The sequence below is a fragment of the Rhizobium sp. SL86 genome, from assembly GCF_026672545.1.
GTDB lineage: Bacteria > Pseudomonadota > Alphaproteobacteria > Rhizobiales > Rhizobiaceae > Neorhizobium.
The window spans coordinates 1149774-1169541 of record NZ_JAPPRJ010000002.1 but is presented as its reverse complement, the minus strand read 5'-3'; the positions used below and the strand labels follow the sequence as shown (position 1 = coordinate 1169541).

Genomic DNA, 19768 nt, shown 5'->3' with positions numbered 1-19768 from the left:
TGGCAGGCCTGTGTCCTGCGGGAAACCGCAATCGATCTGCGGAAACCCGCACTCACATTGCGCCAATGTGCCTGTACACTATTTCAGAATTCCATCATCATTGAACCCACTGGAGACTTACTCCAGGGGAGAAAGCGTCCGGAGCACACCGTTGAGGAGCGGTGCCGGAGGCGGCCGGCAGGACCGGCACCGAGGGAGAGAGACATGACCATGAAATTGATCCTTGCGGCAGCCACTGCCGCGATGCTGAGCACTGTCGCGTTCTCGGCACATGCCGAAACGTCATCCAAGAAGATCGCACTGTCGAACAACTATGCCGGCAATTCCTGGCGGCAGGCGATGCTGACAAGCTGGGACAAGGTGACGAAGGAAGCGGTGAAATCCGGCATCGTCGCCGCGGCCGATCCGTTCACCACGGCCGAAAACCAGGCGACCGAACAGGCCGCCCAGATCCAGAACATGATCCTGCAGGGTTATGATGCGATCGTCATCAATGCCGCATCGCCGACCGCGCTCAACGGTGCGGTGAAGGAAGCCTGCGATGCCGGCATCACCGTCGTCTCGTTCGATGGCATCGTGACCGAGCCCTGCGCCTGGCGCATCGCCGTCAACTTCAAGGAAATGGGCCGCAGCCAGGTCGAATACCTGTCGAAGAAGATGCCGAAGGGAGGCAATCTTCTGGAAATCCGCGGCCTTGCCGGCGTCTTCGTCGACGACGAGATTTCCGCGGGCATCCACGAGGGTGTGAAGCAGTTCCCGCAGTTCAAGATCGTCGGTTCCGTGCATGGTGACTGGGCACAGGATGTCGCCCAGCGTGCCGTTGCCGGCCTTCTGCCGAGTCTTCCCGAAATCGCGGCTGTCGTGACGCAGGGTGGCGACGGTTACGGCGCGGCACAGGCCTTCGAGGCAGCCAAACGCCCGACGCCGACCATCATCATGGGCAACCGTGAGGATGAACTGCAGTGGTGGAAGAAGCAGAAGGATGCCAACGGTTATGAGACCATGTCGGTCTCCATCGCCCCCGGTGTCTCGACGCTTGCCTTCTGGGTTGCCCAGCAGATCCTCGACGGCCAGCAGGTGAAGAAGGACCTGACCGTCCCGTTCCTGCGTATCGACCAGGACAATCTCGAAAAGAACCTGCAGACGACGCAGAAGGGCGGCGTGGCCAACGTCGAATATTCGCTGGACGACGCAAAGAAGGTCATCGCCTCGGCGAAATGAGCTGGCCTTCCCGTCCGCAACAGGGTGATGGCGCGAACCAAGCGCTCCTCCCGCAGTCCCATCCGGCCTCTGGTTGGCCGGGTGGGGCAGCCTCCCACCGATCATCCCGAACAGAAAACGGCAAGCGTGGAATGAGTGAAGTGTCGCAGACCGAAGCGGTGGTATCCATCCGCCAGGTGCGTGTCGAGTTCGGCGCGGTCAAGGCGCTGGATGGCGTCGATTTCGCGATCGGTCGAGGTGAGGCCGTGGGTCTCGTCGGTCATAACGGTGCCGGCAAGTCCACGATCGTCAATGTCATCAATGGCGGGCTTTCGCCGCATCAGGGCGAGATCCTCTACGAGGGCCGCACCGGCAGCGGCATTGCAACGGCCCGCGCGCATGGCGTGCGCTGTGTGTTCCAGGAACTGTCGCTCTGCCCCAACCTGACGGTGGTGGAGAATACGAGGCTGATGCATTCCGGCCTCTCTGGCCTCGGCTGGCGCCGTCGCGCCGCTAAGCTTATCCGTGACAGCCTCGATACGATTTTTCCCGGTCACGGCATCGACTGTTTCGCCGTGGTCGGATCGCTGTCGATTGCCGAACGCCAGATGGTGGAGATCGCCATCAACTTTCTGGGCGTCAGCGAACCGCCCAAACTTGTCATTCTCGATGAGCCGACATCGTCGCTGGATGCCGGGCTTGCCGAACAGTTGATGGCGCATGTGCGCCGTTTCGTGGCCGGTGGCGGCAGCGTTTTGTTGATTTCGCATATTCTCGGTGAAATCCTCTCCACCTCCAGCCGCATTGTGGTGATGAAGGACGGGCGCGTGGTCACTTCGCGACCGGCCGCCGAATTTTCCGTCCGGAGCCTCGTGGAGGCGATGGGAAGTGTGGTGAAGGAGACCACCCGCGCGGTGCGTGCCACGGCGCTGACGGCTGAAAAGGTTATCGACCTTCCTGCGGTCAAAGGCGCCGGCATTCCCTTTTATGCCCGCAAGGGAGAGATCGTCGGGCTCGCCGGCCTTGGCGGCCACGGCCAGACGACGACCCTGCTGCACCTGTTCGCCGAAAGCAGCAGCCGCTGGCTGCCGTCCACGGACAAGCAGATGGCCTTCGTCGCCGGCGACCGGGCCCTGAACGGCACGTTTCCGCTGTGGAGCATCCTGCGCAATCTGTCGATCGGCAACCTTGCCGCCTTCGCCCGCCGTGCCTCCATCGACCGAGACCGTGAGGCCGCGCATGGCGAGGACTGGAAGGCGAAAATGGGCATCCGCACGCCCGATATGAACAATCCCATCCTGTCGCTCTCCGGCGGCAACCAGCAGAAGGTGCTGTTTGCACGGGCGCTGGCGGGCGAGGCGCGCATCGTGCTGATGGATGACCCGATGCGCGGCGTCGATATCGGCACCAAACAGGAGGTCTACGCAACACTGCGGCGCGAGGCCGAGCAGGGCCGAACCTTCATCTGGTATTCGACGGAAATTGACGAAGTCCGGTTGTGCGACCGCGTCTACGTCTTCCGCGACGGGATCATCGTCGCCGAACTGGAGGGTGATGCGATCACCGAGGACAATATCCTGGCCACCTCCTTCTCCGGAGAAGCCGCATGAGAAAGACCATCTCCGGCTTTTTGCCGATCCTCATTCCGGCACTCTCGCTCGTCGTTCTACTGGCGGCCGTCTTCTATATGCAGCCACGGGCCATGAGTTATACCGGCCTCAACCTGCTTTTTAACCTGGCGGTTCCGATTGCGCTTGCCACCATCGCCCAGATGATCATCATGGCGGTGAACGATCTCGACCTGTCGATGGGAACCTTCGTCAGTTTTGCCGCCTGCGTGACCGCCGTCTACATGCCGCAGCAGCCGCTGGTGGCCTGTATGATCCTGCTTGCAGCGATTGGCGTCTACGCGGTGCTCGGCATCATCATCACGTTGCGCGACCTGCCTTCCATCGTTGTGACGCTCGGCATGAGTTTCGTCTGGGGCGGACTTGCGGTGTTGATCCTGCCGGCGCCGGGCGGGCAAGCGCCAGTCTGGCTGCGTGCCCTGATGATCGCCAAACCGCCGTTCGTGCCGATGGCGATCGTCGCCAGCGTGGTGATCGCGTTTCTCGCCCATCTCATCATCATGCGCAGTACCTTCGGTGTGCTGGTGCGTGGACTTGGCGGCAACAGCCGCTCGGTGGCGCGGGCCGGCTGGTCGGTGCTGGCCCTCAAGGGGGCGGCCTACGCGCTGGCCGCTGCCTTCGCTGTTCTCGCCGGCATGGCGCTCGTTGGTCTCACCACCTCGGCCGATGCCAATATCGCGCTGCGCTACACGCTGCTGTCGATTGCCGGCGTCATCCTCGGGGGCGGCGAATTCGTCGGCGGCCGCGTTTCGCCGATCGGGGCGGTGATCGGTGCGTTGACACTGACGTTGGCCGGCTCCTTCCTCTCCTTCCTGCGCATCTCGCCGGACTGGCAGATTGGCGCGCAGGGCGCCATCCTGATCATCGTTCTGGCCCTCCGGCTTGTCATCAACCGCAGCAGCCAGCAGGAGAAGGCATCGTGAACCGGTTGACCATGCTCTCGCGCAAACCCTGGATCTGGTCCTTCGTGGCGGCTGCCGCGATCTGGCTGGTGACGATCCTGTTTACCGGCGGCTCGAGCACTGCGAGCCTGTCGCAGGCGACGCTGACCTTTGCCGCCTTTTCCATCATCGTTGGGCTCGGCCAGATGCTGGTCATCACGCTGGGGCCTGGCAATGTCGATCTCTCTGTGCCGGCCACCATCACGCTTTCCGGTACTGTTGCGCTCAAACTGATGGACGGGCAGGACGGCATGATCCTCGTCGGCCTGCTGGTGTCGATCGCGATCGGTCTCGTCATCGGCATTCTGAATTACGCGCTCATCAAGTTCCTGCGCATCCCGCCGATCATCGCCACGCTCTCGATGAGCTTCCTCGTCCAATCGTGTGCCATCTGGTACAATCGCGGTCTGCGCGTGAAGCCGCCGGAAGCACTGGCGAGCTTCAGCACGTCGTCGACCTTCGGTCTGCCCAACACGGCGATCATTGCCCTCTTCTTGTCGCTCGGTGTCTGGTGGCTGCTCGATCGCTCCCTCTTCGGGCGGTGGATTTCCGCCATCGGCCAGAACGCTTTTGCCGCGCGCATGGCCGGCATCGCGGTGGATGGCTGCCGGCTCGCAACCTATGTGCTCTGCGCCGTGCTGGCCGCGATCTGCGGTTATCTGCTCGCAAGCTTTTCCGGCGGCGCCGCCCTCAATATGGGTGCGGAATATTTGCTGATGTCGATTGCGGTCGTCGTGATCGGCGGTTCAGCGGTCGCCGGCGGCAATTCCAACGTGCCGGGCATATGGGGCGCGTCGCTGTTCATGTTCCTGGTGGTCTCTATGTTGAACACCTATGGATTTGGCGCGGGCGTGCGGCTCATCATGACCGGCCTCATCATCATCTCGGTCATCGTGGCGGCGAGCCGCCCGACAGGATCGACGCGCTGAACCGGACGAAGACTTTTCAAGCCAATCGGATACTGCCATGACGCCTGCCCGCACCGGGATCTACGAAATCCACGATCCCCGCTTTCGCCATCTGATCATCGCCAGCGCCGGGCTGGACGAACTCTACAGCGAGTGCCGCTGGGCCGAGGGGCCGGTTTGGTTTGCCGACCTCGATTGCCTGGTGTTCAGCGACATTCCGAACGAGCGTCTGCTGCGCTACGTGCCTGGCGGCGGTGTGTCCACCTTTCGGGCCCCCTCGAACTTCGCCAACGGCAATACACGCGATCGCCAAGGCCGGCTGATCACCTGCGAGCATGGAACGCGGCGGGTGACGCGCACGGAAGTCGACGGACAGATCACGGTTCTCGCCGACCGGTTCGAGGGCAAGCGGCTTAATTCCCCCAATGACGTCGTGGTGAAATCCGATGGCAGCATCTGGTTCACCGATCCGACCTACGGCATCCTGTCGGATTATGAAGGTTACAGGTCCGAGCCGGAACTGCCGACGAAGAACGTGTTCCGCGTCGACCCCGGGAGCGGCGAGTTGACCGTGATGGTCGATGATTTCGGCCAGCCGAATGGCCTTGCCTTCTCTCCCGATGAAAACCTGCTCTACGTTGCGGATTCCGCCTCCAGCCATGACGAGACCTGGCCTAGCCATATCCGCGTTTTTGATGTGGAGGACGGCACACGCCTGGCCAATGGCCGGGTGTTTGCCGTGATCGACAAAGGCCTGCCCGATGGCTTTCGCGTTGATCTTGCCGGCAATGTCTGGACGAGCGCCGGCGACGGGGTTCACTGCTTTGCGCCCGATGGTATGCTGCTCGGCAAGATTCTGGTGCCGCAGACCGTTGCCAACCTTACCTTCGGCGGTCCGCGGCGAAATCGCCTGTTCATCACGGCGACAACATCGCTTTATGCCGTCTACCTGGCGACCACCGGTGCCCAGCGACCCTGAGCACACACATCTTCCTCAATGACTTGCGTGCCGTGCAATAAACCAAACAAAGCCGCCGACGGTCATCTGTAACCAATCAGATCACTTCAGATCAAATATGAGATCCATATCGTGGAACTCATATTTAGCCCGCTTTTTCTTTCCAATTCAGCGGTTTTGTGTTGTTTCAGACGAATTCAGTTGATATGAAATCTCAGGCTGAAAACGAAGATCCATATAGCGGATCTGATGGCGATGTTGAGGAGCATTGGCATCGGAACAATCCCAGGATCGGAAACGGATAGCAGCCATCGTTGCGAATGGGAGGGGAGGCCCGTCGACAATGACGACCACCAACGAGGTCCTTGTTCTGGACGGTGAGCTTCTGCATGCAGATGCACCCTCCGGTTCCCCTTTTATGAAGCCGATCGAATTCGTTGCCGCGATCCTGCTTGTGGTGATGATCGGTCTGCTGCTGCTGGGGGTCACGTCGCGCTACGCGCTACACCTTCCGATCGTCTGGATTGATGAAGCGGCATCCTTCAGCTTCCTGTGGTTCGCCATGCTGGGCTCGGCGATTGCGATCGACCGCAACGAGCACCTGCGCCTGACGCTGTTCCTGCACATGATGCCGGACCGCCTGATGGGTTACGTGAATGCGCTGGCGCTCGTCTTGGTCGCCACCTTCCTTGGCGCCTTGCTCGCCCCCTCGGTCGAATATGTCATGGAGGAATGGGCGGTCTCATCGGCAGCCCTGAATCTGCCGATGAGTTTCAGGGCGTCCGCCTTGCCCTTCGGCATCGTGCTGATGCTGCTGCTCGTTGTCGCCAACCTCTTTCGTACGTCGAACCTTCGTCATGTCGGGCTCGCGGTGCTGACGGTTGCGGTGGCCGGCGGTGCACTCTGGTTTCTCTCTCCGGTGCTCGAGCAGCTCGGCAATATCAACATCGCGATCTTTCTGTGTGGTTTTGCCGCGCTGTTTCTCGCTCTCGGTGTGCCGATCGCCTTCTGTTTCGGCTTGGCGGCCCTGTCCTTCCTTGTCTTCACCACCTGGGTCCCGCTGATCGTCATGGTCGGACGGGTCGACGAGGGGATGTCGGGCATCATCCTTCTGTCCGTGCCGATCTTTGTTCTCCTCGGTTGCGTGCTGGATGCGACCGGCATGGGCAAGGCGATCGTCGATCTCCTGTCCACCATGTTCGGCCATGTCCGTGCCGGCATGTCGTGGGTGCTCCTGGGCTCGCTGTTTCTCGTTTCCGGCATTTCCGGTTCCAAGGTGTCGGACATGGCAACGGTCGCGCCGGCGCTTTTCCCGGAAATGAAACGGCGCGGCCACAAGCCGAAGGAGATGATCGCGCTGTTGGCCACCGGTGCCGCCATGGCCGATACCGTCCCGCCCTCGATCGTGCTGATCGTTCTGGGTTCGGCGGCTGGCGTCTCCATTGCCGCTCTGTTCACCTCCGGCTTTCTCATCGCCATGGTGCTTTTGATCGTGCTGGCGGTTCTGGCCTGGATCAAGGCGCGGCACGAAAGCATGGACGGCGCGCTGAAGGCTTCCTGGTCGATGGCCGGCAAGGCGGCGCTTGTTGCCGCTCCTGCGCTGGTGCTTCCCTTCCTCATCCGCAGCCTCGTCGGCGGCGGGGTGGCCACGGCCACAGAAGTCTCGACCATTGCGGTGCTCTACGCCATGGTGATCGGCGCCGTGCTTTATGGCGGCATATCGCTGAAAAAACTCTACAGCATGCTGGTGGAAACGGCGGCGCTTTCGGGCTCGATCTTGATCATCCTCGGCACCGCATCCGCCATGGCCTGGAGCCTGACCCAGACCGGTTTTGCTTTCCAGCTCAGCAGCATGATCGCCGATCTGCCCGGCGGCTGGATGACCTATATGGTCGTGTCGATCCTGATCTTCATGCTGCTCGGCTGCGTGCTCGAAGGCCTGCCGGCAATCGTGCTTCTGGCGCCGATCATGTTCCCGATCGCCAAGGCGGTCGGCATCAACGACGTGCATTATGCGATGGTCGTCGTCGTGGCGATGAACATCGGCCTGATGGCGCCGCCGATCGGCGTCGGTTTCTACATCGCCTGCAAGATCGGCAATGTTTCGCCGGACGAAGCCATGGGCGCCATCTGGCCTTATCTGGCGGCCATGCTGGTCGGCCTGCTGATCATCGCCTTCGTGCCCGGACTGTCCACCATCCTGCTCTGAAAGGGTGAAAACACCCCGACCGGGTCCAATCGTAATCATGTTTTCTTTGGGAGGAGAAACGACAATGCCAATCACAAGACGTCATGTTCTGGCCGGTGCCGGATCGGCCGTGCTCACCACCGCCTTTATTTCGCGGGCTAAGGCCGCGGAATTCAACTATAAATACGCCAACAACCTGCCGGCCGCACACCCGATGAACCTGCGGGCCAAGGAAGCGGCCGATCTGATCGCCAAGGAGACCAATGGTCGGGTGGCGATCAACATTTTCCCGAGCAGCCAGCTGGGTGCCGATACCGACATGCTGAACCAGGTGCGTTCCGGCGGCGTTGAATTCTTCACGCTTTCGCCGCTCATCCTGTCGACGCTTGTGCCGAATGCCTCGATCAGCGGGATCGGTTTTGCCTTCCCGAATTACGATGCCGTGTGGAAGGCGATGGATGGCGAGCTTGGCAAATATGTGCGCGGCGAAATCGCCAAGCAGAACCTCGTTGCCATGGACACGATCTGGGACAACGGTTTCCGCCAGATCACCAGCGCCACCAAGCCGATCAAGACGCCGGCCGACCTGCAGAACTTCAAGATCCGCGTGCCCGTGAGCCCGCTCTGGACCTCGATGTTCAAGGCCTTCAAGTCGGCGCCTGCCAGCATCAACTTCGCCGAAGTCTATACCGCCCTGCAGACCGGTGTGGTGGACGGCCAGGAAAACCCGCTGGCCATCATCTCGACCGCCAAGCTCTTCGAGGTGCAGAAGTTTTGCTCGGTCACCAACCACATGTGGGACGGCTTCTGGTTCCTGGCGAATAAACGCGCCTGGGAACGCCTGCCGGAGGATCTGCGCGTCATCGTCGCCAAACATCTGAACGAGGCCGGTAAGAAGGAACGCGAGGACGTCGCCAAGCTCAACGCCACAGTGAAGGACGATCTGATCGCCAAGGGCATGACCTTCAACGATACCGATGCCAGCCTCTTCCGCGCCGCCCTGAAGGAGGCGGGTTTCTACGCCGAATGGAAGGGCAAGTATGGTGATGAAGCCTGGGCCATTCTCGAAAAGGCCGTTGGCTCCAGCCTCGGCTGAGGTTTCCAATGGGGGCAGGGCCTGACCCTGCTCCAACATCCTTTTAACACTGGTGGAGCCCGAACGTGGTTGGCAGGCTTGCAGGAAAACGCGCGATCGTCTTTGGCGCCGGCTCGTCCGGTCCCGGCTACGGGAACGGCAAGGCTGCCGCGATGGAATATGCCCGCGAGGGCGCTCACGTTGCCTGTGTCGACCTCTCGCCTGCCGCGGCCGAGGAAACGCATCAACTGATTGCGGACGAAGGATTGTCATCCATCGCGATCGCCGCCGATGTCACCCGCCAGGCCTCGGTTGATGAAGCCGTTCGGCAGGTGGCGCAGACCTTCGGTGGCATCGACATCCTGCACAACAATGTCGGCGTGACCCATATGGGCGGCCCGGTGGAACTCTCCGAGGAAAGCTTTCAGGCTTCCGTCGATCTCAACATCGGCTCCGTCTACCGCACGACCAAAGCGGTCCTTCCTTTGATGGAACAGCAACAGGCAGGCGCCATCATCAACATTTCCTCGCTCGCCGCCATCCGTTGGACCGGTTACCCGTATTTTGCCTATTACGCGATGAAAGCTGCGGTGAACCAGTCGACGGTCGCGATTGCCATGCAATATGCGAGGCGCGGCATCCGCGCCAACTGCATCCTGCCGGGTTTGATCGACACGCCGCTGATCTATAAACAAATCAGCGCGCAATATGCGTCCGCCGAAGAGATGGTGGCAGCGCGGAGCCGCTCCGTTCCGGTCGGTCACATGGGCGATGCCTTCGATATCGCCCGCGCCGCCGTCTTTCTCGCCTCGGACGAGGCAAAATTCATCACCGGTGTCTGCCTGCCGGTCGATGGCGGCCAGAGCTGCGCGATGGGAGGGTTCGCTTAAGATGACCTCCCCCAGCAAGGACGATGCAGAGCTGAAGGGTGCCCGTGCGGTGGATCGGGCGCTCTCCCTGTTATCCATGGTTGGCCGACATGCCGAGCGCGGCGCGGGCCTGACCGATCTGGTCGTCCAGAGTGGCTCTAACAAACCGACGGTGCGGCGGCTTTTGCTCGCCCTGATGCGGGCCGGCCTTGTCGACCAGGATGAACGGACACGGCGTTATTACCTTGGCGAAGAGGCCTATGTGCTGGGCACGCTGTCATCCCGCCGTTTCGGCCTCTTGCAGATGGCGCAGGACGGCTTGCGGCGGATCTCCCGCCGCACCGAGGATTCAAGTTTTCTCTCCGTGCGCCGCGATACGTTTTCGCTCTGCCTTTACCGCGAGGAGGGCACCTGGCCGGTGCGCACCCATGCGCTGCAGGCCGGCTTCGAACATCCGCTCGGCATCGGGGCAGGCTCTCTTGCCATGCTTTCCGCCCTGCCGGATCCGGAGATCGACCAGGTACTGGCGGCCAATGCCGATGTCATCGCTTCAAAATATCCGATGATCAACGAAGAGGATCTGCGGCGCGGCGTTGAGGAGACGAGAGCCAAGGGTTTTTCGCTCAATCCGGGCCTCATCCTTGCCAATTCCTGGGGCGTTGGGGTTGCCATCCGCAATCCGGACGGAAGCATCGCCGGGGCGCTCAGCATCGCCGCGATCGACAGTCGCGTGCGGCCTGAACGCCAGCCGGAACTCGCAGGCGTCTTGCGCGAAGAGGTGGATCGTATCGAGGCGCGTATCGGTGAAATGATGGCGAGCCGCTCGCCGTCGCGCGCCGAACCCGACCAACGCAAATCATTGAGGAGAGCAAGCCGATGAGCAAGGCACAGATCGTGGGATGGGCTCATTCGCCCTTCGGCAAATCCGCCCTGGAAAATACCGAGCAACTGATGGCCTCCGTCGTCGCTCCCGCCCTGGAGCATGCCGGCATCGGCGCGACGGAGATCGACGGCATCTTCGTCGGCGTGATGAACAACGGCTTTTCGAAACAGGATTTCCAGGCGGCGCTGGTGGCCATGGGCGATGAGCGGCTGACCTATACGCCGGCCGTGCGTTTTGAGAACGCCTGCGCAACCGGCTCGGCAGCCCTCTACAGCGCGATGGACTTCATTGAGGCGGGGCGGGGCCGGATCGCGCTGGTCGTTGGCGCCGAGAAGATGACGGCGCTTCCGACCGCCGAGGTGGGCGATATCCTGCTGTCGGCCTGCTACCGCGCAGAGGAAGGCGATATTCCCGGCGGTTTTGCCGGACAGTTCGGTCGCATCGCGCAGGCCTATTTCCAGCGGTATGGCGATTGCTCGGAAGAGCTGGCGATGATCGCAGCAAAAAACCACGAAAACGGCGTCGCCAATCCCTTTGCCCATATGCGCAAGGATTTCGGTTTTGATTTCTGCAACACTGTCTCCGACAAGAACCCTTACGTCGCCGCGCCGCTTCGCCGTACCGATTGTTCGCTGATCTCCGACGGCGCGGCGGCCCTGGTGCTGGCGGATGAAGAGATGGCGGCCACACTCTCACGCGCGATCGGCTTTCGGGGACGCAAACACGTCAACGACATTCTGGCGCTCAGCCGGCGTGACCCTCTCGCCTTCGAAGGGGCACGGCGCGCCTGGGCCGGCGCGCTCGATCTCGCGGGTGTCACGCTGAGTGACCTCTCCTTCGTCGAGACGCATGACTGCTTCACCATCGCCGAGCTCATCGAATACGAGGCCATGGGGCTGGCAAAACCCGGCGAGGGTCGGCATGTCATCCGCGACGGCGTGACGACGAAGTCTGGCTCGCTTCCGGTCAACCCATCCGGCGGGTTGAAGGCGAAAGGGCATCCCATCGGTGCAACGGGGGTTTCGATGCATGTGATGGCAGCGATGCAGCTGGCCGGGGAGGCTGGCGACATGCAGGTGCCGAAGGCCGAAATCGCCGGGGTCTTCAACATGGGCGGAACGGCGGTTGCCAATTACGTATCGATCATGGAGCGCATACGATGAGCGCCAGCGAACGGACCGCGCCGTCCGGCGGCGTTCTGCCCGCAACGACGCGGGTGATGAACCTGTCGCATTTCCTCACACAGGCCGCGCGGCGCCTGCCGCACGAGATAGGGTTCGTTTGGGGCGAGAAGCAGTGGACGTGGGCGGAGATGGAGACGCGCGTCGATGCCATGGCGGATGCGCTGGTCAGCCGGTTCGGCGTCCGCAAGGGCGATCGTATCCTCGTCCAGTCCTCGAACAACAATCAGATGTTCGAATCCATGTTCGCCTGTTTCCGTGTGGGCGCCGTGTGGGTGCCGACGAATTTTCGCCAGTCGCCGGATGAGGTGGCGTATCTGGCGGAGGCGAGTGGTGCGCGCGGCATGATCTGCCACCAAGGTTTTGCCGGCCATGCCGATGCCTGCCGTCGCGCCGCCAACCTTGATTTCACGATCGCTATCGGGGCTGCCGATTTCGGTCCCGACTATGACGCGATCGTGGAGGCGCACCTCGGTAAAAAGGCGGCAAGCCCGCCGATCTTCCGGGATGATCCGTGCTGGTTCTTTTTCACCTCCGGCACGACCGGGCGCCCCAAGGCGGCCGTACTGACGCATGGCCAGATGGCCTTCGTCATCACCAATCATCTCTGTGACCTGATGCCGGGCACCGGGCCGGCGGATGCTTCGATCGTTGTCGCGCCGCTCTCGCATGGGGCAGGTGTGCACCAGCTGGTGCAGGTGGCGCATGGGGTGAAAACCATCCTGCCGGCGGCGGAGAAGCTGGATGTCGCCGCCGTCTGGCAAGTGATCGAGCGCTGGAAGGTATCCAATCTCTTCACGGTGCCGACGATCCTGAAGATGCTGGTGGAGGACCCGGCCGTCGACCGGTTCGATCATTCCTCGCTGCGCTATGTAATCTACGCAGGCGCGCCGATGTATCGCGCCGACCAGAAACGGGCGCTGGCAAAACTGGGACCGGTTCTGGTGCAATATTTCGGCCTCGGCGAAGTGACCGGCAACATCACCGTTCTGCCGCCGGATCTGCACAGCGACGAGGACGGCCCGCAGACGCGTCTCGGAACCTGCGGGTATGACCGCACCGGCATGGAGGTGCAGATTCAGGACGAGGCGGGGCGCGAGGTGGATGCGGGCGTCACCGGCGAGATCTGCGTCATCGGTCCGGCCGTTTTTGCCGGCTATTACAACAACCCGGAGGCCAATGCGAAAGCGTTTCGCGACGGCTGGTTTCGCACGGGTGACCTAGGCCACCGCGATGAAAACGGCTTCATCTACATCACGGGGCGGGCCTCCGACATGTACATCTCCGGCGGCTCGAACATCTATCCGCGCGAGATCGAGGAGAAGATCCTCAGCCATCCAGACATCAGCGAAACGGCGGTGCTCGGCGTGCCGGATCCGGTCTGGGGCGAAGTCGGCATCGCCGTCTGCGTGGCGCGTGCAGGTGTGGCGGTCGACAGCATCGATCTCAGAACGTTCCTGGATGACAAGATCGCCCGCTACAAACTGCCAAAAGCCGTCATCTTCTGGGATGCCATGCCGAAATCGGCCTACGGCAAGATCACCAAGAAGATGATCCGGGAGGAACTGGAGCGGCGTGGCGAGATGCCGGTGTTCGGCGAGACGCAGCCGGCCTGATGGTCGCGGCGAGGCGAAGGGAGAGACCACGATGGACACGAAACGGGCCGTGGCGATTACCGGCGGCGCATCCGGCATCGGTTTTGCTACCGCAAACGTATTGCTAGAGCGCGGCTGGCATGTCTGGCTTCTCGATCTGAAGGCCGACGCGCTGGAGGACGCCTGCCGCACGCTTGCGCTTCCCTCCTCTTGTGGTCTCGTCTGTGATGTCTCCGACGAGGCTTCGGTCGAACAGGCGATGAGCCAGATCCTCAAGGCGGAACCGAGGCTCGCCGCCATCGTCAACAGCGCTGGCACCGGTGCCGACAAGCTTGCGGTCGAAACCAGCGTGGCCGAGTTCCGGCGGATTCTCGACATCAATCTGATCGGCAGTTTTGCCGTGGCCCGCGCCGCCGCCCGGCACTGGCTGGAGACGGGAGCAAAGGGTGCGATCGTCAACATCTCATCGGTCTCAGGCCTCTGCGGCAATCGCGGCCGAACCGCCTATGGCGCCTCCAAGGGCGGGGTCAACCTGATGACGCTGGTGATGGCCAATGAACTCGGCCATGCCGGCATTCGCGTCAATGCCGTCGCACCTGGCCCGATCGACACGCCACTGACGCGTGTGGTGCACACCGAAAACGTCCGGAACCAGTGGTTCCACCGGGTGCCGATGGAGCGCTACGGCACGTCGGAGGAAGTGGCGCGTGCGATCGCCTTTTTGATCTCCGAGGATGCCAGTTACGTCAACGGACAGATCCTGGCCGTCGATGGCGGCTTCGTCACCGCAGGTCTTGCCGTATGATGTCGGTCATGTCCCAGCCTCTGCCGCGCCACATCGTTCATCCCGGCCCCGTGACGCCGGAACGCATTCGGGCCGTCGCCTGCCACGTCCAGCCGGTCAGCCTCACGCTGTCCTCCGGATGCGACATCAATGGGGCGATCGCCCGCGCCTTCTCTGACCAGGGTTTTGAGGGCGGTTATGTGCGGTTGAAAAATGTGCCGATGCGCAGGCTGCATTATGTCATGCCGGCCGCGGCACCGGATGACAGTCATGCGGCCTGGTACAGCGAAACCCATGTCATGCATGATGCGGTGATCCTGGATGCCGGCCTGCATGCCGGCGAGCGGGACGGAAAGCCCTTCCTGCATTGCCATGGCACCTGGCGGGACGCGGACGGCCGGATCGGCATGGGCCACCTTCTGCCGTTCGAGGCGGAACTGCGCGACGAGATGACAGTCGAAGCGCTCGCCCTCGTCGGTGCACTTCTGGTCACCCGGCCGGATGCGGAGACGAATTTCCCCCTGTTTAATCCGGAGGCCCGACCTGCGGCACAGCACGGCGGCGGCACCCGCGCGATGCTGGCCACCGTCAGACCCAATACCGATCTCTGCCATGCGGCAGAGGAGATCTGCCGGAGCTTTTCCCTGCACGAGGCGAGCGTGCACGGCATCGGCAGCCTCGTTGGGGCGGAATATCAGGATGGCACCACACTGACGGCGCATGCGAGCGAACTTTACATCCAGGACGGCAAGGTCCTGCAGAAGAACAGCCAACACGAGGCCGCCATCGATATCGCCATGGTCGATCTGACCGGGCGCCACAGCCAGGGACTCCTCAAACGCGGGCTTAATCCCGTCTGCGTGACCGCCGAACTGCTGCTGGTCGCCCCGAGTTAGGTGCAGGTCGCCCAATCTGTGCCGGATGGCCTCAGTCACTGACGCTCAGCCGAAAGCGCGCTGCAATCGACGTGCCGTGCAGGATTGTTCGTTTCTGCCCACAGGTCACGCGTTCTGGACGTGGATATCGAGCAGTTCCTCGTAACACGAGGCGTTCGATGCCAGCACAGGATGGCCCTCGAGAAATTCCGGGCCGCTGCCGGGAAACGGCATGGTCACGCCGCCGGCTTCCGTGACGAGGCAGAAGCCCGCCATGCAATCCCAGGCGCGCATGTACGGCTCGTAATAGCCTACCAGGCGGCCGGCAGAGACATAGGCGAGCATCAAGGCACCCGACCCGTTGCGAATGAAATTGCCGCCCTTGTTCATGAGGCTGGCAATGATCTTGCCGATCCGGTCCGGTGTCACATAGGAATTGCTGCCGATGCCCGTCATCGCGTTCTTGAGGGTGCGGGAGGGATCCAGCCGAAGTGTCCTGTCGTTTAACGTTGCTCCGAACCCCTTGGCTGCGGCGAACAACTCGTTCGAGCAGGGCACATGGATGACACCAACGACAGGCTCGCCGTCCCTGACGATCGCGACGGAAACGCACCAGGTCGGCATTCCGTTGACAAAGGGTGCGGTGCCATCGATCGGGTCCACCACCCAGGTGAAGCCGGAAGAACCTTCCTGATGGCCGAACTCCTCCCCCAGAAAACCGTCCGAGGCATAAAGTTCAGCAACACGCTCCTTGAGAAAGATCTCGACATTGCGGTCGGCGATCGACACCACGTCCTGCAGGTCTCGCTTTGTCTCGATCACCAGTGTGTCGCGGCGATTGAAATAGTCGAGCGCCATGGCCCCGGCTTCCGCGGCGAGGGTTTTTGCAAGTGCAAAGCGCGCAGCAAGCGCGGTATCATTCGCAGTCATGTGCATGTTCCTTTTCGGCAGGCTCGATCAAGCGGCGATGATGGCGGTGCCGCGCGGCTTGAACGCTGTTGCGACATGCCTCAGCGGAATGCGCAGGATCTGCTGCGTGGTCAATGACAAAGAGTGTGCGGGTATCGGTTTCGACCTCGTCGTCCACATGCCAGCGCGGAAATGCGGTTTTATCTCCGGCTCAATGCCGGACTGGCTGTTCCACTCGCAAGATCGCCGGATCAAAGCGATAGAGCCGGAAGCGCTGGTTCAAACCGGTGGATGCCTTGCGGTTGGAAGGAGAGCGCGCCCTCCAACCCGGTCAGCCGGGCTGCCAACCAGAGGAGCGAGAGCCCCATTTCCGCGCCCTGTAGACCGGGGGCGTGTCCGAGCGCGAAAGGAAATCCGCGCCCCGTCTGCCACAGCGGACTGAATTTCAGGATGATTTCCTGCGCGATCTCTTCCGCTTCCCGTTGTCGGTGCGAGGTTTGTTTCCGGCAGAGCAGGAGGGGATGCACGGTGTCCAGCAGATTGCAGGCGGTGAGTGTGTTGCCGGAAAAACCGCCATGTTCGCGGTAATTCCGGATCACCGAGTCAATCACCTGCTGCGGATGGGGCAACGACAGCCCGAACTGGGCAAACGAACCCCGTGTCAGGCGATAAAAACCGTTGACCGGCTGCAGCAGGCCCTCCGCGTCGGTCGCGCCTCCCCAGAGGCCGCTCTGGCTGTCGCAGCGTGCGATCAGCCATCCGAACAGGGCGTGCCGGTTTTCGCCGCCGGCGAAGTAACGGCGGTTGACGTAGAGACCGGTCGCGATAGCATCGACCGTCGCGCCGCAGTGCCAGGCACGGCTTTGCCATGGCAGGTCATCGAGCCAGGTTACAAGTTCACCGGTGTTGAGGTCCTCGACAGCCCGGACGGGGTGAACCGGTGCCGCGCCGAGGCATTCCAGCGCGTAGGTGACGGCCAGCAGATTGTAGAGCGCCGTGGGATCGGCCCGCAACGGCGATCGGGGAGCAGTTCCGGGCTCGGGAAAGAGCCCGGTTTCCTCATCCTGCAGGGACTGGAGATTGGCGATCAGTCTTTCCCTGTCGCCCGCCGCATCGGGGTCGCCGAATGCCGCGGAGAGTTCGATCACGTCACAGAGATGCCGGAGCGTCGTGACGGGTTGGCCGCTGGCGTCGGGCGAGGTGAAGCTTTCACCCGATCGATACGAGGCGATCACATCCAGCCACTCGTGCCTTGCCATGGCATCCAGGTCCGTCAGTGCCTTTTCCGCCAGGGCGCGCTGCGACGAGGCGGCCGGCAGACGCGACTTCAACACCCGTGCCGGCACCCCGCCAGCAATGGCATAGGCGGGAATATCCTGTGAGACGACGGCACCCGCCGCAATGATCGCGCCGCGACCAATCCGGACACCATCCAGCACCACAGCATTCGCGCCGATCCAGACATCGTCCTCGATGGTGATGCCTTTGGAGGTCAAAGGCTGGCGGAAGATCGGCGTATCGAGGACGTCGAAGCCGTGATTGAAGCCGACAATGCTGACATGCGAGGCGATGCGAACGCCATTGCCCGTCTGCACCCGGCCCGAGATGCAGGTGTAGGGATTGACCGAGACGTTCTCCCCAAGCTCGATTTCACCCCGCAGGATGGAATGGCCGGCGATCCAGGACGAGCGGCCGACGGACAGCCGGCTCGTATGGATTTCGGCCTCTTCGGCAATAAAAACGTCCGGGCCGAAGCTTGCACCGGCATAGGTCTCCAAACGCCGTAGACGCGCCTGATGTGCGGGATCCTCGATATCTGCCGCCGTTCGTTCCCAGGTGAGGATGTTCAGCCGCCTGCGAAAAAGCTCGGCAATGGCGGCCCCGTCGTCTGTATCCTGCATGGATCACCTAAAGATCGAAGGCAGCAACACGTCGCCCCGACTGCCGGAAGAGGGTTTCGAGCGCGGCGAGATCCGGCGCTGTGGGAACAGTATCGAGAAAGGCCACCCCCGCTTCCATCTGCAAGGCGCAGATGGCGGAGGTGAGGGTTGTCACACCAATCGGGATTGTGCCGCGCAGTTGCGGAACCAGTGTCTTCGCATGCACGAGATTGGTGTTGGCGATCGCGAGTTGCGCATGGCCCTTTCGGATCGGCTGAGCCGATAGATCCACGATCGCGCTCGTGTCGGACTGGCCAAACCAGATGGCACGGTCCGGCGCCACCTCGGCGCGGTCCTTGTTGAAATCCGCACGCGCGATGGCGAAGCCACCCTCCATGGTCTGGAGCGGGCGGGGCGTCGAGATGCGATGCACACGCAGATGCCAGGGATTGGCCGGGATCAGCCAGGTTTCGACCGTCACGTCGGCCCAGGGCTTCCAACGGGAATAGAGGCTGTCATCGGCAATCAGCGCCTCCTCCAGCGTCTCCCGCATGCGAAAATGCACGCCGTCGTCAGAGAGGCCGAGCATGTTGTCGAAGCTTGCCGCCTCGAAATGCCGGTCATTGGCTTCGATGTTGAAACCGTAACGGGTCGAATAAGCGAATTTCGAGTATTTTTCGTGCGAACCGCGCATCTTGTCGTGCTCCTGGCCGGAGGCCAGCACGACGATATTGCCGGACGTGTGCATGGCCACCATGCCGGGCTTTTCGAGCGAGACGGCCTCCGCAAAGGTGGGCGCAGGCATTTCCTCTGCCTGCCAGAAGGGGTGATCCTCCGGCAGAGCCAGCGCCAGGAAGAACTTCAGCGCCCAGTAGGGCGAACCGGCGGAATTGTAGCTCTCGCTCATCAGCAGATTGGGATAACCGTAACCGACCGAAAGCACGCCGTCGCGATCGGCGATCGGAAGTTGCGACCAGTAGCGAATATGGCGCAGGTAATAGCCCTTGATCTCGCTCCAGGACAGCGCGTCGAGATCGGCAAAGGCAAGGGCTGCCCAGAAGCCGCCGGCGGCAAACCGGTAGGTCTGGCTGCGGCCGAAGGCGAGCGAGGCCCCATCCGGCCCGTACCAGTGGCGGATATCGGGGGCAAAGCGTTTCGCTCTGTCACGGATGCGCTCGCAACGCGCCTCATCGCCCTTGGCGAGAACCGCATAGATGAGGCCATAAAAATGCATGGCGAAGGGAATGTAGTGATCGACCCGCTTGACCGGTCCATCGCGATACCAGCCGTCGCCGATATCGAAAGCTTCCAACTCGTCGAGATAGGCAACTGTCTTCGCCCGGTCGAACGCGATGCCGATCCGCTCCAGGCCGAGATCGACCAGCACGCGGAAGAATTTCCAGTTGTTGTCGACGTAGTCCCGCTCCCGGGCTGCCAGCAGGTAGCGCGCCACGCGCTCCTTGGCCCCGGCATCCAGCGGATCCCACAAATGTTCGGGCACCATCGCGAGCGCGAAACCGATCGCGGCGAGTTCCACGAGGCGCTGGTTGCGGTCCGTCACATCGCCCCAGTATTCCGGATGGTCAGGATCGGTCCCGTTGGCGAGACCCCTGCGGTAGAGATCCCAGTGTGGAAAATCGCCGCCGCCGGCAGCAAAGGGAACGATGCCCCAGAGCGGCCGGGCAAACCCTTCGAGATCGGACGCCGCATGGTCGAAGATGGCACCGGCAGCACTCAGCCGCACGCGCGCACCGCCTTCGGAAAAATAGGGCAGCAGCGGCTGGAACAGATCGAGCAGCGCCTTCTGCAGATCGGACCTTGTCAACAGGGGGTTACCGTTCAGCGGGTTGGCGCGGGCGGGATCATACATGGCTGGAACTCGTGAATGTCATGA

The 19768-nt window shown here is 62.2% G+C and carries 16 protein-coding genes; 13 read left to right on the top strand and 3 right to left on the bottom strand.

The annotated features are described in order from the left end of the window. Positions 1–210 precede the first annotated feature (210 nt). From OU993_RS17470 to OU993_RS17410, 13 genes are all read left to right on the top strand, one after another. Positions 211–1221, top strand: a complete 1011-nt coding sequence (locus OU993_RS17470; protein ID WP_442792996.1) for an ABC transporter substrate-binding protein — start codon at positions 211–213, stop codon at positions 1219–1221. Between the two features lie 131 nt (positions 1222–1352). Continuing rightward, positions 1353–2810, top strand: a complete 1458-nt coding sequence (locus OU993_RS17465) for a sugar ABC transporter ATP-binding protein (RefSeq protein WP_268159548.1) — start codon at positions 1353–1355, stop codon at positions 2808–2810. After that, the gene (locus OU993_RS17460) at positions 2807–3751 is read left to right on the top strand and encodes an ABC transporter permease (protein ID WP_268159547.1); all 945 of its coding nucleotides are present in this window, start codon (positions 2807–2809) and stop codon (positions 3749–3751) included. Before OU993_RS17465 ends, OU993_RS17460 begins: the two co-directional genes overlap by 4 nt. A gap of 11 nt (positions 3752–3762) precedes the next feature. Beyond that, on the top strand, positions 3763–4698 hold the full coding sequence (locus OU993_RS17455; protein ID WP_442792995.1) for an ABC transporter permease: 936 nt from the start codon (positions 3763–3765) through the stop codon (positions 4696–4698). A 37-nt stretch (positions 4699–4735) separates the two neighbouring features. Continuing rightward, a complete protein-coding gene (locus tag OU993_RS17450) occupies positions 4736–5656 on the top strand; it encodes an SMP-30/gluconolactonase/LRE family protein (protein ID WP_268159543.1) in 921 nt (306 codons plus the stop codon). Between the two features lie 322 nt (positions 5657–5978). Then, positions 5979–7844 (top strand): TRAP transporter large permease, encoded by a 1866-nt coding sequence (locus OU993_RS17445; RefSeq protein WP_268159541.1) that lies wholly within the window; start codon positions 5979–5981, stop codon positions 7842–7844. A gap of 64 nt (positions 7845–7908) precedes the next feature. Further along, the gene (locus OU993_RS17440; RefSeq protein ID WP_268159539.1) at positions 7909–8919 is read left to right on the top strand and encodes a TRAP transporter substrate-binding protein; all 1011 of its coding nucleotides are present in this window, start codon (positions 7909–7911) and stop codon (positions 8917–8919) included. A 65-nt stretch (positions 8920–8984) separates the two neighbouring features. After that, positions 8985–9788: an SDR family NAD(P)-dependent oxidoreductase gene (locus OU993_RS17435; protein ID WP_268159537.1), complete on the top strand. Its 804-nt coding sequence runs from the start codon at positions 8985–8987 to the stop codon at positions 9786–9788. 1 nt (position 9789) lies between these two features. Next, positions 9790–10647 (top strand): IclR family transcriptional regulator, encoded by an 858-nt coding sequence (locus OU993_RS17430; protein WP_268159535.1) that lies wholly within the window; start codon positions 9790–9792, stop codon positions 10645–10647. After that, a complete protein-coding gene (locus tag OU993_RS17425; RefSeq protein ID WP_268159533.1) occupies positions 10644–11813 on the top strand; it encodes an acetyl-CoA acetyltransferase in 1170 nt (389 codons plus the stop codon). The genes OU993_RS17430 and OU993_RS17425 overlap by 4 nt, the downstream gene beginning before the upstream one ends. Continuing rightward, the gene (locus OU993_RS17420; RefSeq protein WP_268159532.1) at positions 11810–13447 is read left to right on the top strand and encodes an acyl-CoA synthetase; all 1638 of its coding nucleotides are present in this window, start codon (positions 11810–11812) and stop codon (positions 13445–13447) included. Before OU993_RS17425 ends, OU993_RS17420 begins: the two co-directional genes overlap by 4 nt. Positions 13448–13478: 31 nt before the next feature. After that, positions 13479–14231 carry an SDR family NAD(P)-dependent oxidoreductase gene (locus OU993_RS17415; RefSeq protein WP_268159531.1) on the top strand — a complete coding sequence of 251 codons (753 nt, stop codon included), beginning with the start codon at positions 13479–13481 and terminating at the stop codon, positions 14229–14231. 8 nt (positions 14232–14239) lie between these two features. Continuing rightward, positions 14240–15106, top strand: a complete 867-nt coding sequence (locus OU993_RS17410) for a DUF296 domain-containing protein (protein ID WP_268159530.1) — start codon at positions 14240–14242, stop codon at positions 15104–15106. Positions 15107–15211: 105 nt separating this feature from the next. On the opposite strand, the gene OU993_RS17405 is transcribed toward OU993_RS17410, so the two are convergent. From OU993_RS17405 to OU993_RS17395, 3 genes are all read right to left on the bottom strand, one after another. Beyond that, on the bottom strand, positions 15212–16015 hold the full coding sequence (locus OU993_RS17405) for an inositol monophosphatase family protein (protein ID WP_268159528.1): 804 nt from the start codon (positions 16013–16015) through the stop codon (positions 15212–15214). Between the two features lie 230 nt (positions 16016–16245). Further along, positions 16246–17895: an acyltransferase gene (locus OU993_RS17400; RefSeq protein ID WP_268159527.1), complete on the bottom strand. Its 1650-nt coding sequence runs from the start codon at positions 17893–17895 to the stop codon at positions 16246–16248. A gap of 7 nt (positions 17896–17902) precedes the next feature. Continuing rightward, positions 17903–19744, bottom strand: coding sequence for a DUF2264 domain-containing protein (locus OU993_RS17395; protein WP_268159525.1), 1842 nt, complete (start codon positions 19742–19744; stop codon positions 17903–17905). Positions 19745–19768: the final 24 nt, after the last annotated feature.

Excerpts from the sequence above, each read along its gene's own strand:
- OU993_RS17400 (WP_268159527.1), bottom strand. The coding sequence starts at position 17,895 with ATGCAGGATACAGACGACGGGGCCGCCATTGCCGAGCTTTTTCGCAGG.
- OU993_RS17395 (WP_268159525.1), bottom strand. The coding sequence starts at position 19,744 with ATGTATGATCCCGCCCGCGCCAACCCGCTGAACGGTAACCCCCTGTTG.
- OU993_RS17415 (WP_268159531.1), top strand. The coding sequence starts at position 13,479 with ATGGACACGAAACGGGCCGTGGCGATTACCGGCGGCGCATCCGGCATC.
- OU993_RS17420 (WP_268159532.1), top strand. The coding sequence starts at position 11,810 with ATGAGCGCCAGCGAACGGACCGCGCCGTCCGGCGGCGTTCTGCCCGCA.
- OU993_RS17455 (WP_442792995.1), top strand. The coding sequence starts at position 3,763 with ATGCTCTCGCGCAAACCCTGGATCTGGTCCTTCGTGGCGGCTGCCGCG.
- OU993_RS17440 (WP_268159539.1), top strand. The coding sequence starts at position 7,909 with ATGCCAATCACAAGACGTCATGTTCTGGCCGGTGCCGGATCGGCCGTG.
- OU993_RS17465 (WP_268159548.1), top strand. The coding sequence starts at position 1,353 with ATGAGTGAAGTGTCGCAGACCGAAGCGGTGGTATCCATCCGCCAGGTG.
- OU993_RS17405 (WP_268159528.1), bottom strand. The coding sequence starts at position 16,015 with ATGACTGCGAATGATACCGCGCTTGCTGCGCGCTTTGCACTTGCAAAA.
- OU993_RS17430 (WP_268159535.1), top strand. The coding sequence starts at position 9,790 with ATGACCTCCCCCAGCAAGGACGATGCAGAGCTGAAGGGTGCCCGTGCG.
- OU993_RS17470 (WP_442792996.1), top strand. The coding sequence starts at position 211 with ATGAAATTGATCCTTGCGGCAGCCACTGCCGCGATGCTGAGCACTGTC.
- OU993_RS17445 (WP_268159541.1), top strand. The coding sequence starts at position 5,979 with ATGACGACCACCAACGAGGTCCTTGTTCTGGACGGTGAGCTTCTGCAT.
- OU993_RS17460 (WP_268159547.1), top strand. The coding sequence starts at position 2,807 with ATGAGAAAGACCATCTCCGGCTTTTTGCCGATCCTCATTCCGGCACTC.
- OU993_RS17425 (WP_268159533.1), top strand. The coding sequence starts at position 10,644 with ATGAGCAAGGCACAGATCGTGGGATGGGCTCATTCGCCCTTCGGCAAA.
- OU993_RS17410 (WP_268159530.1), top strand. The coding sequence starts at position 14,240 with ATGTCCCAGCCTCTGCCGCGCCACATCGTTCATCCCGGCCCCGTGACG.
- OU993_RS17450 (WP_268159543.1), top strand. The coding sequence starts at position 4,736 with ATGACGCCTGCCCGCACCGGGATCTACGAAATCCACGATCCCCGCTTT.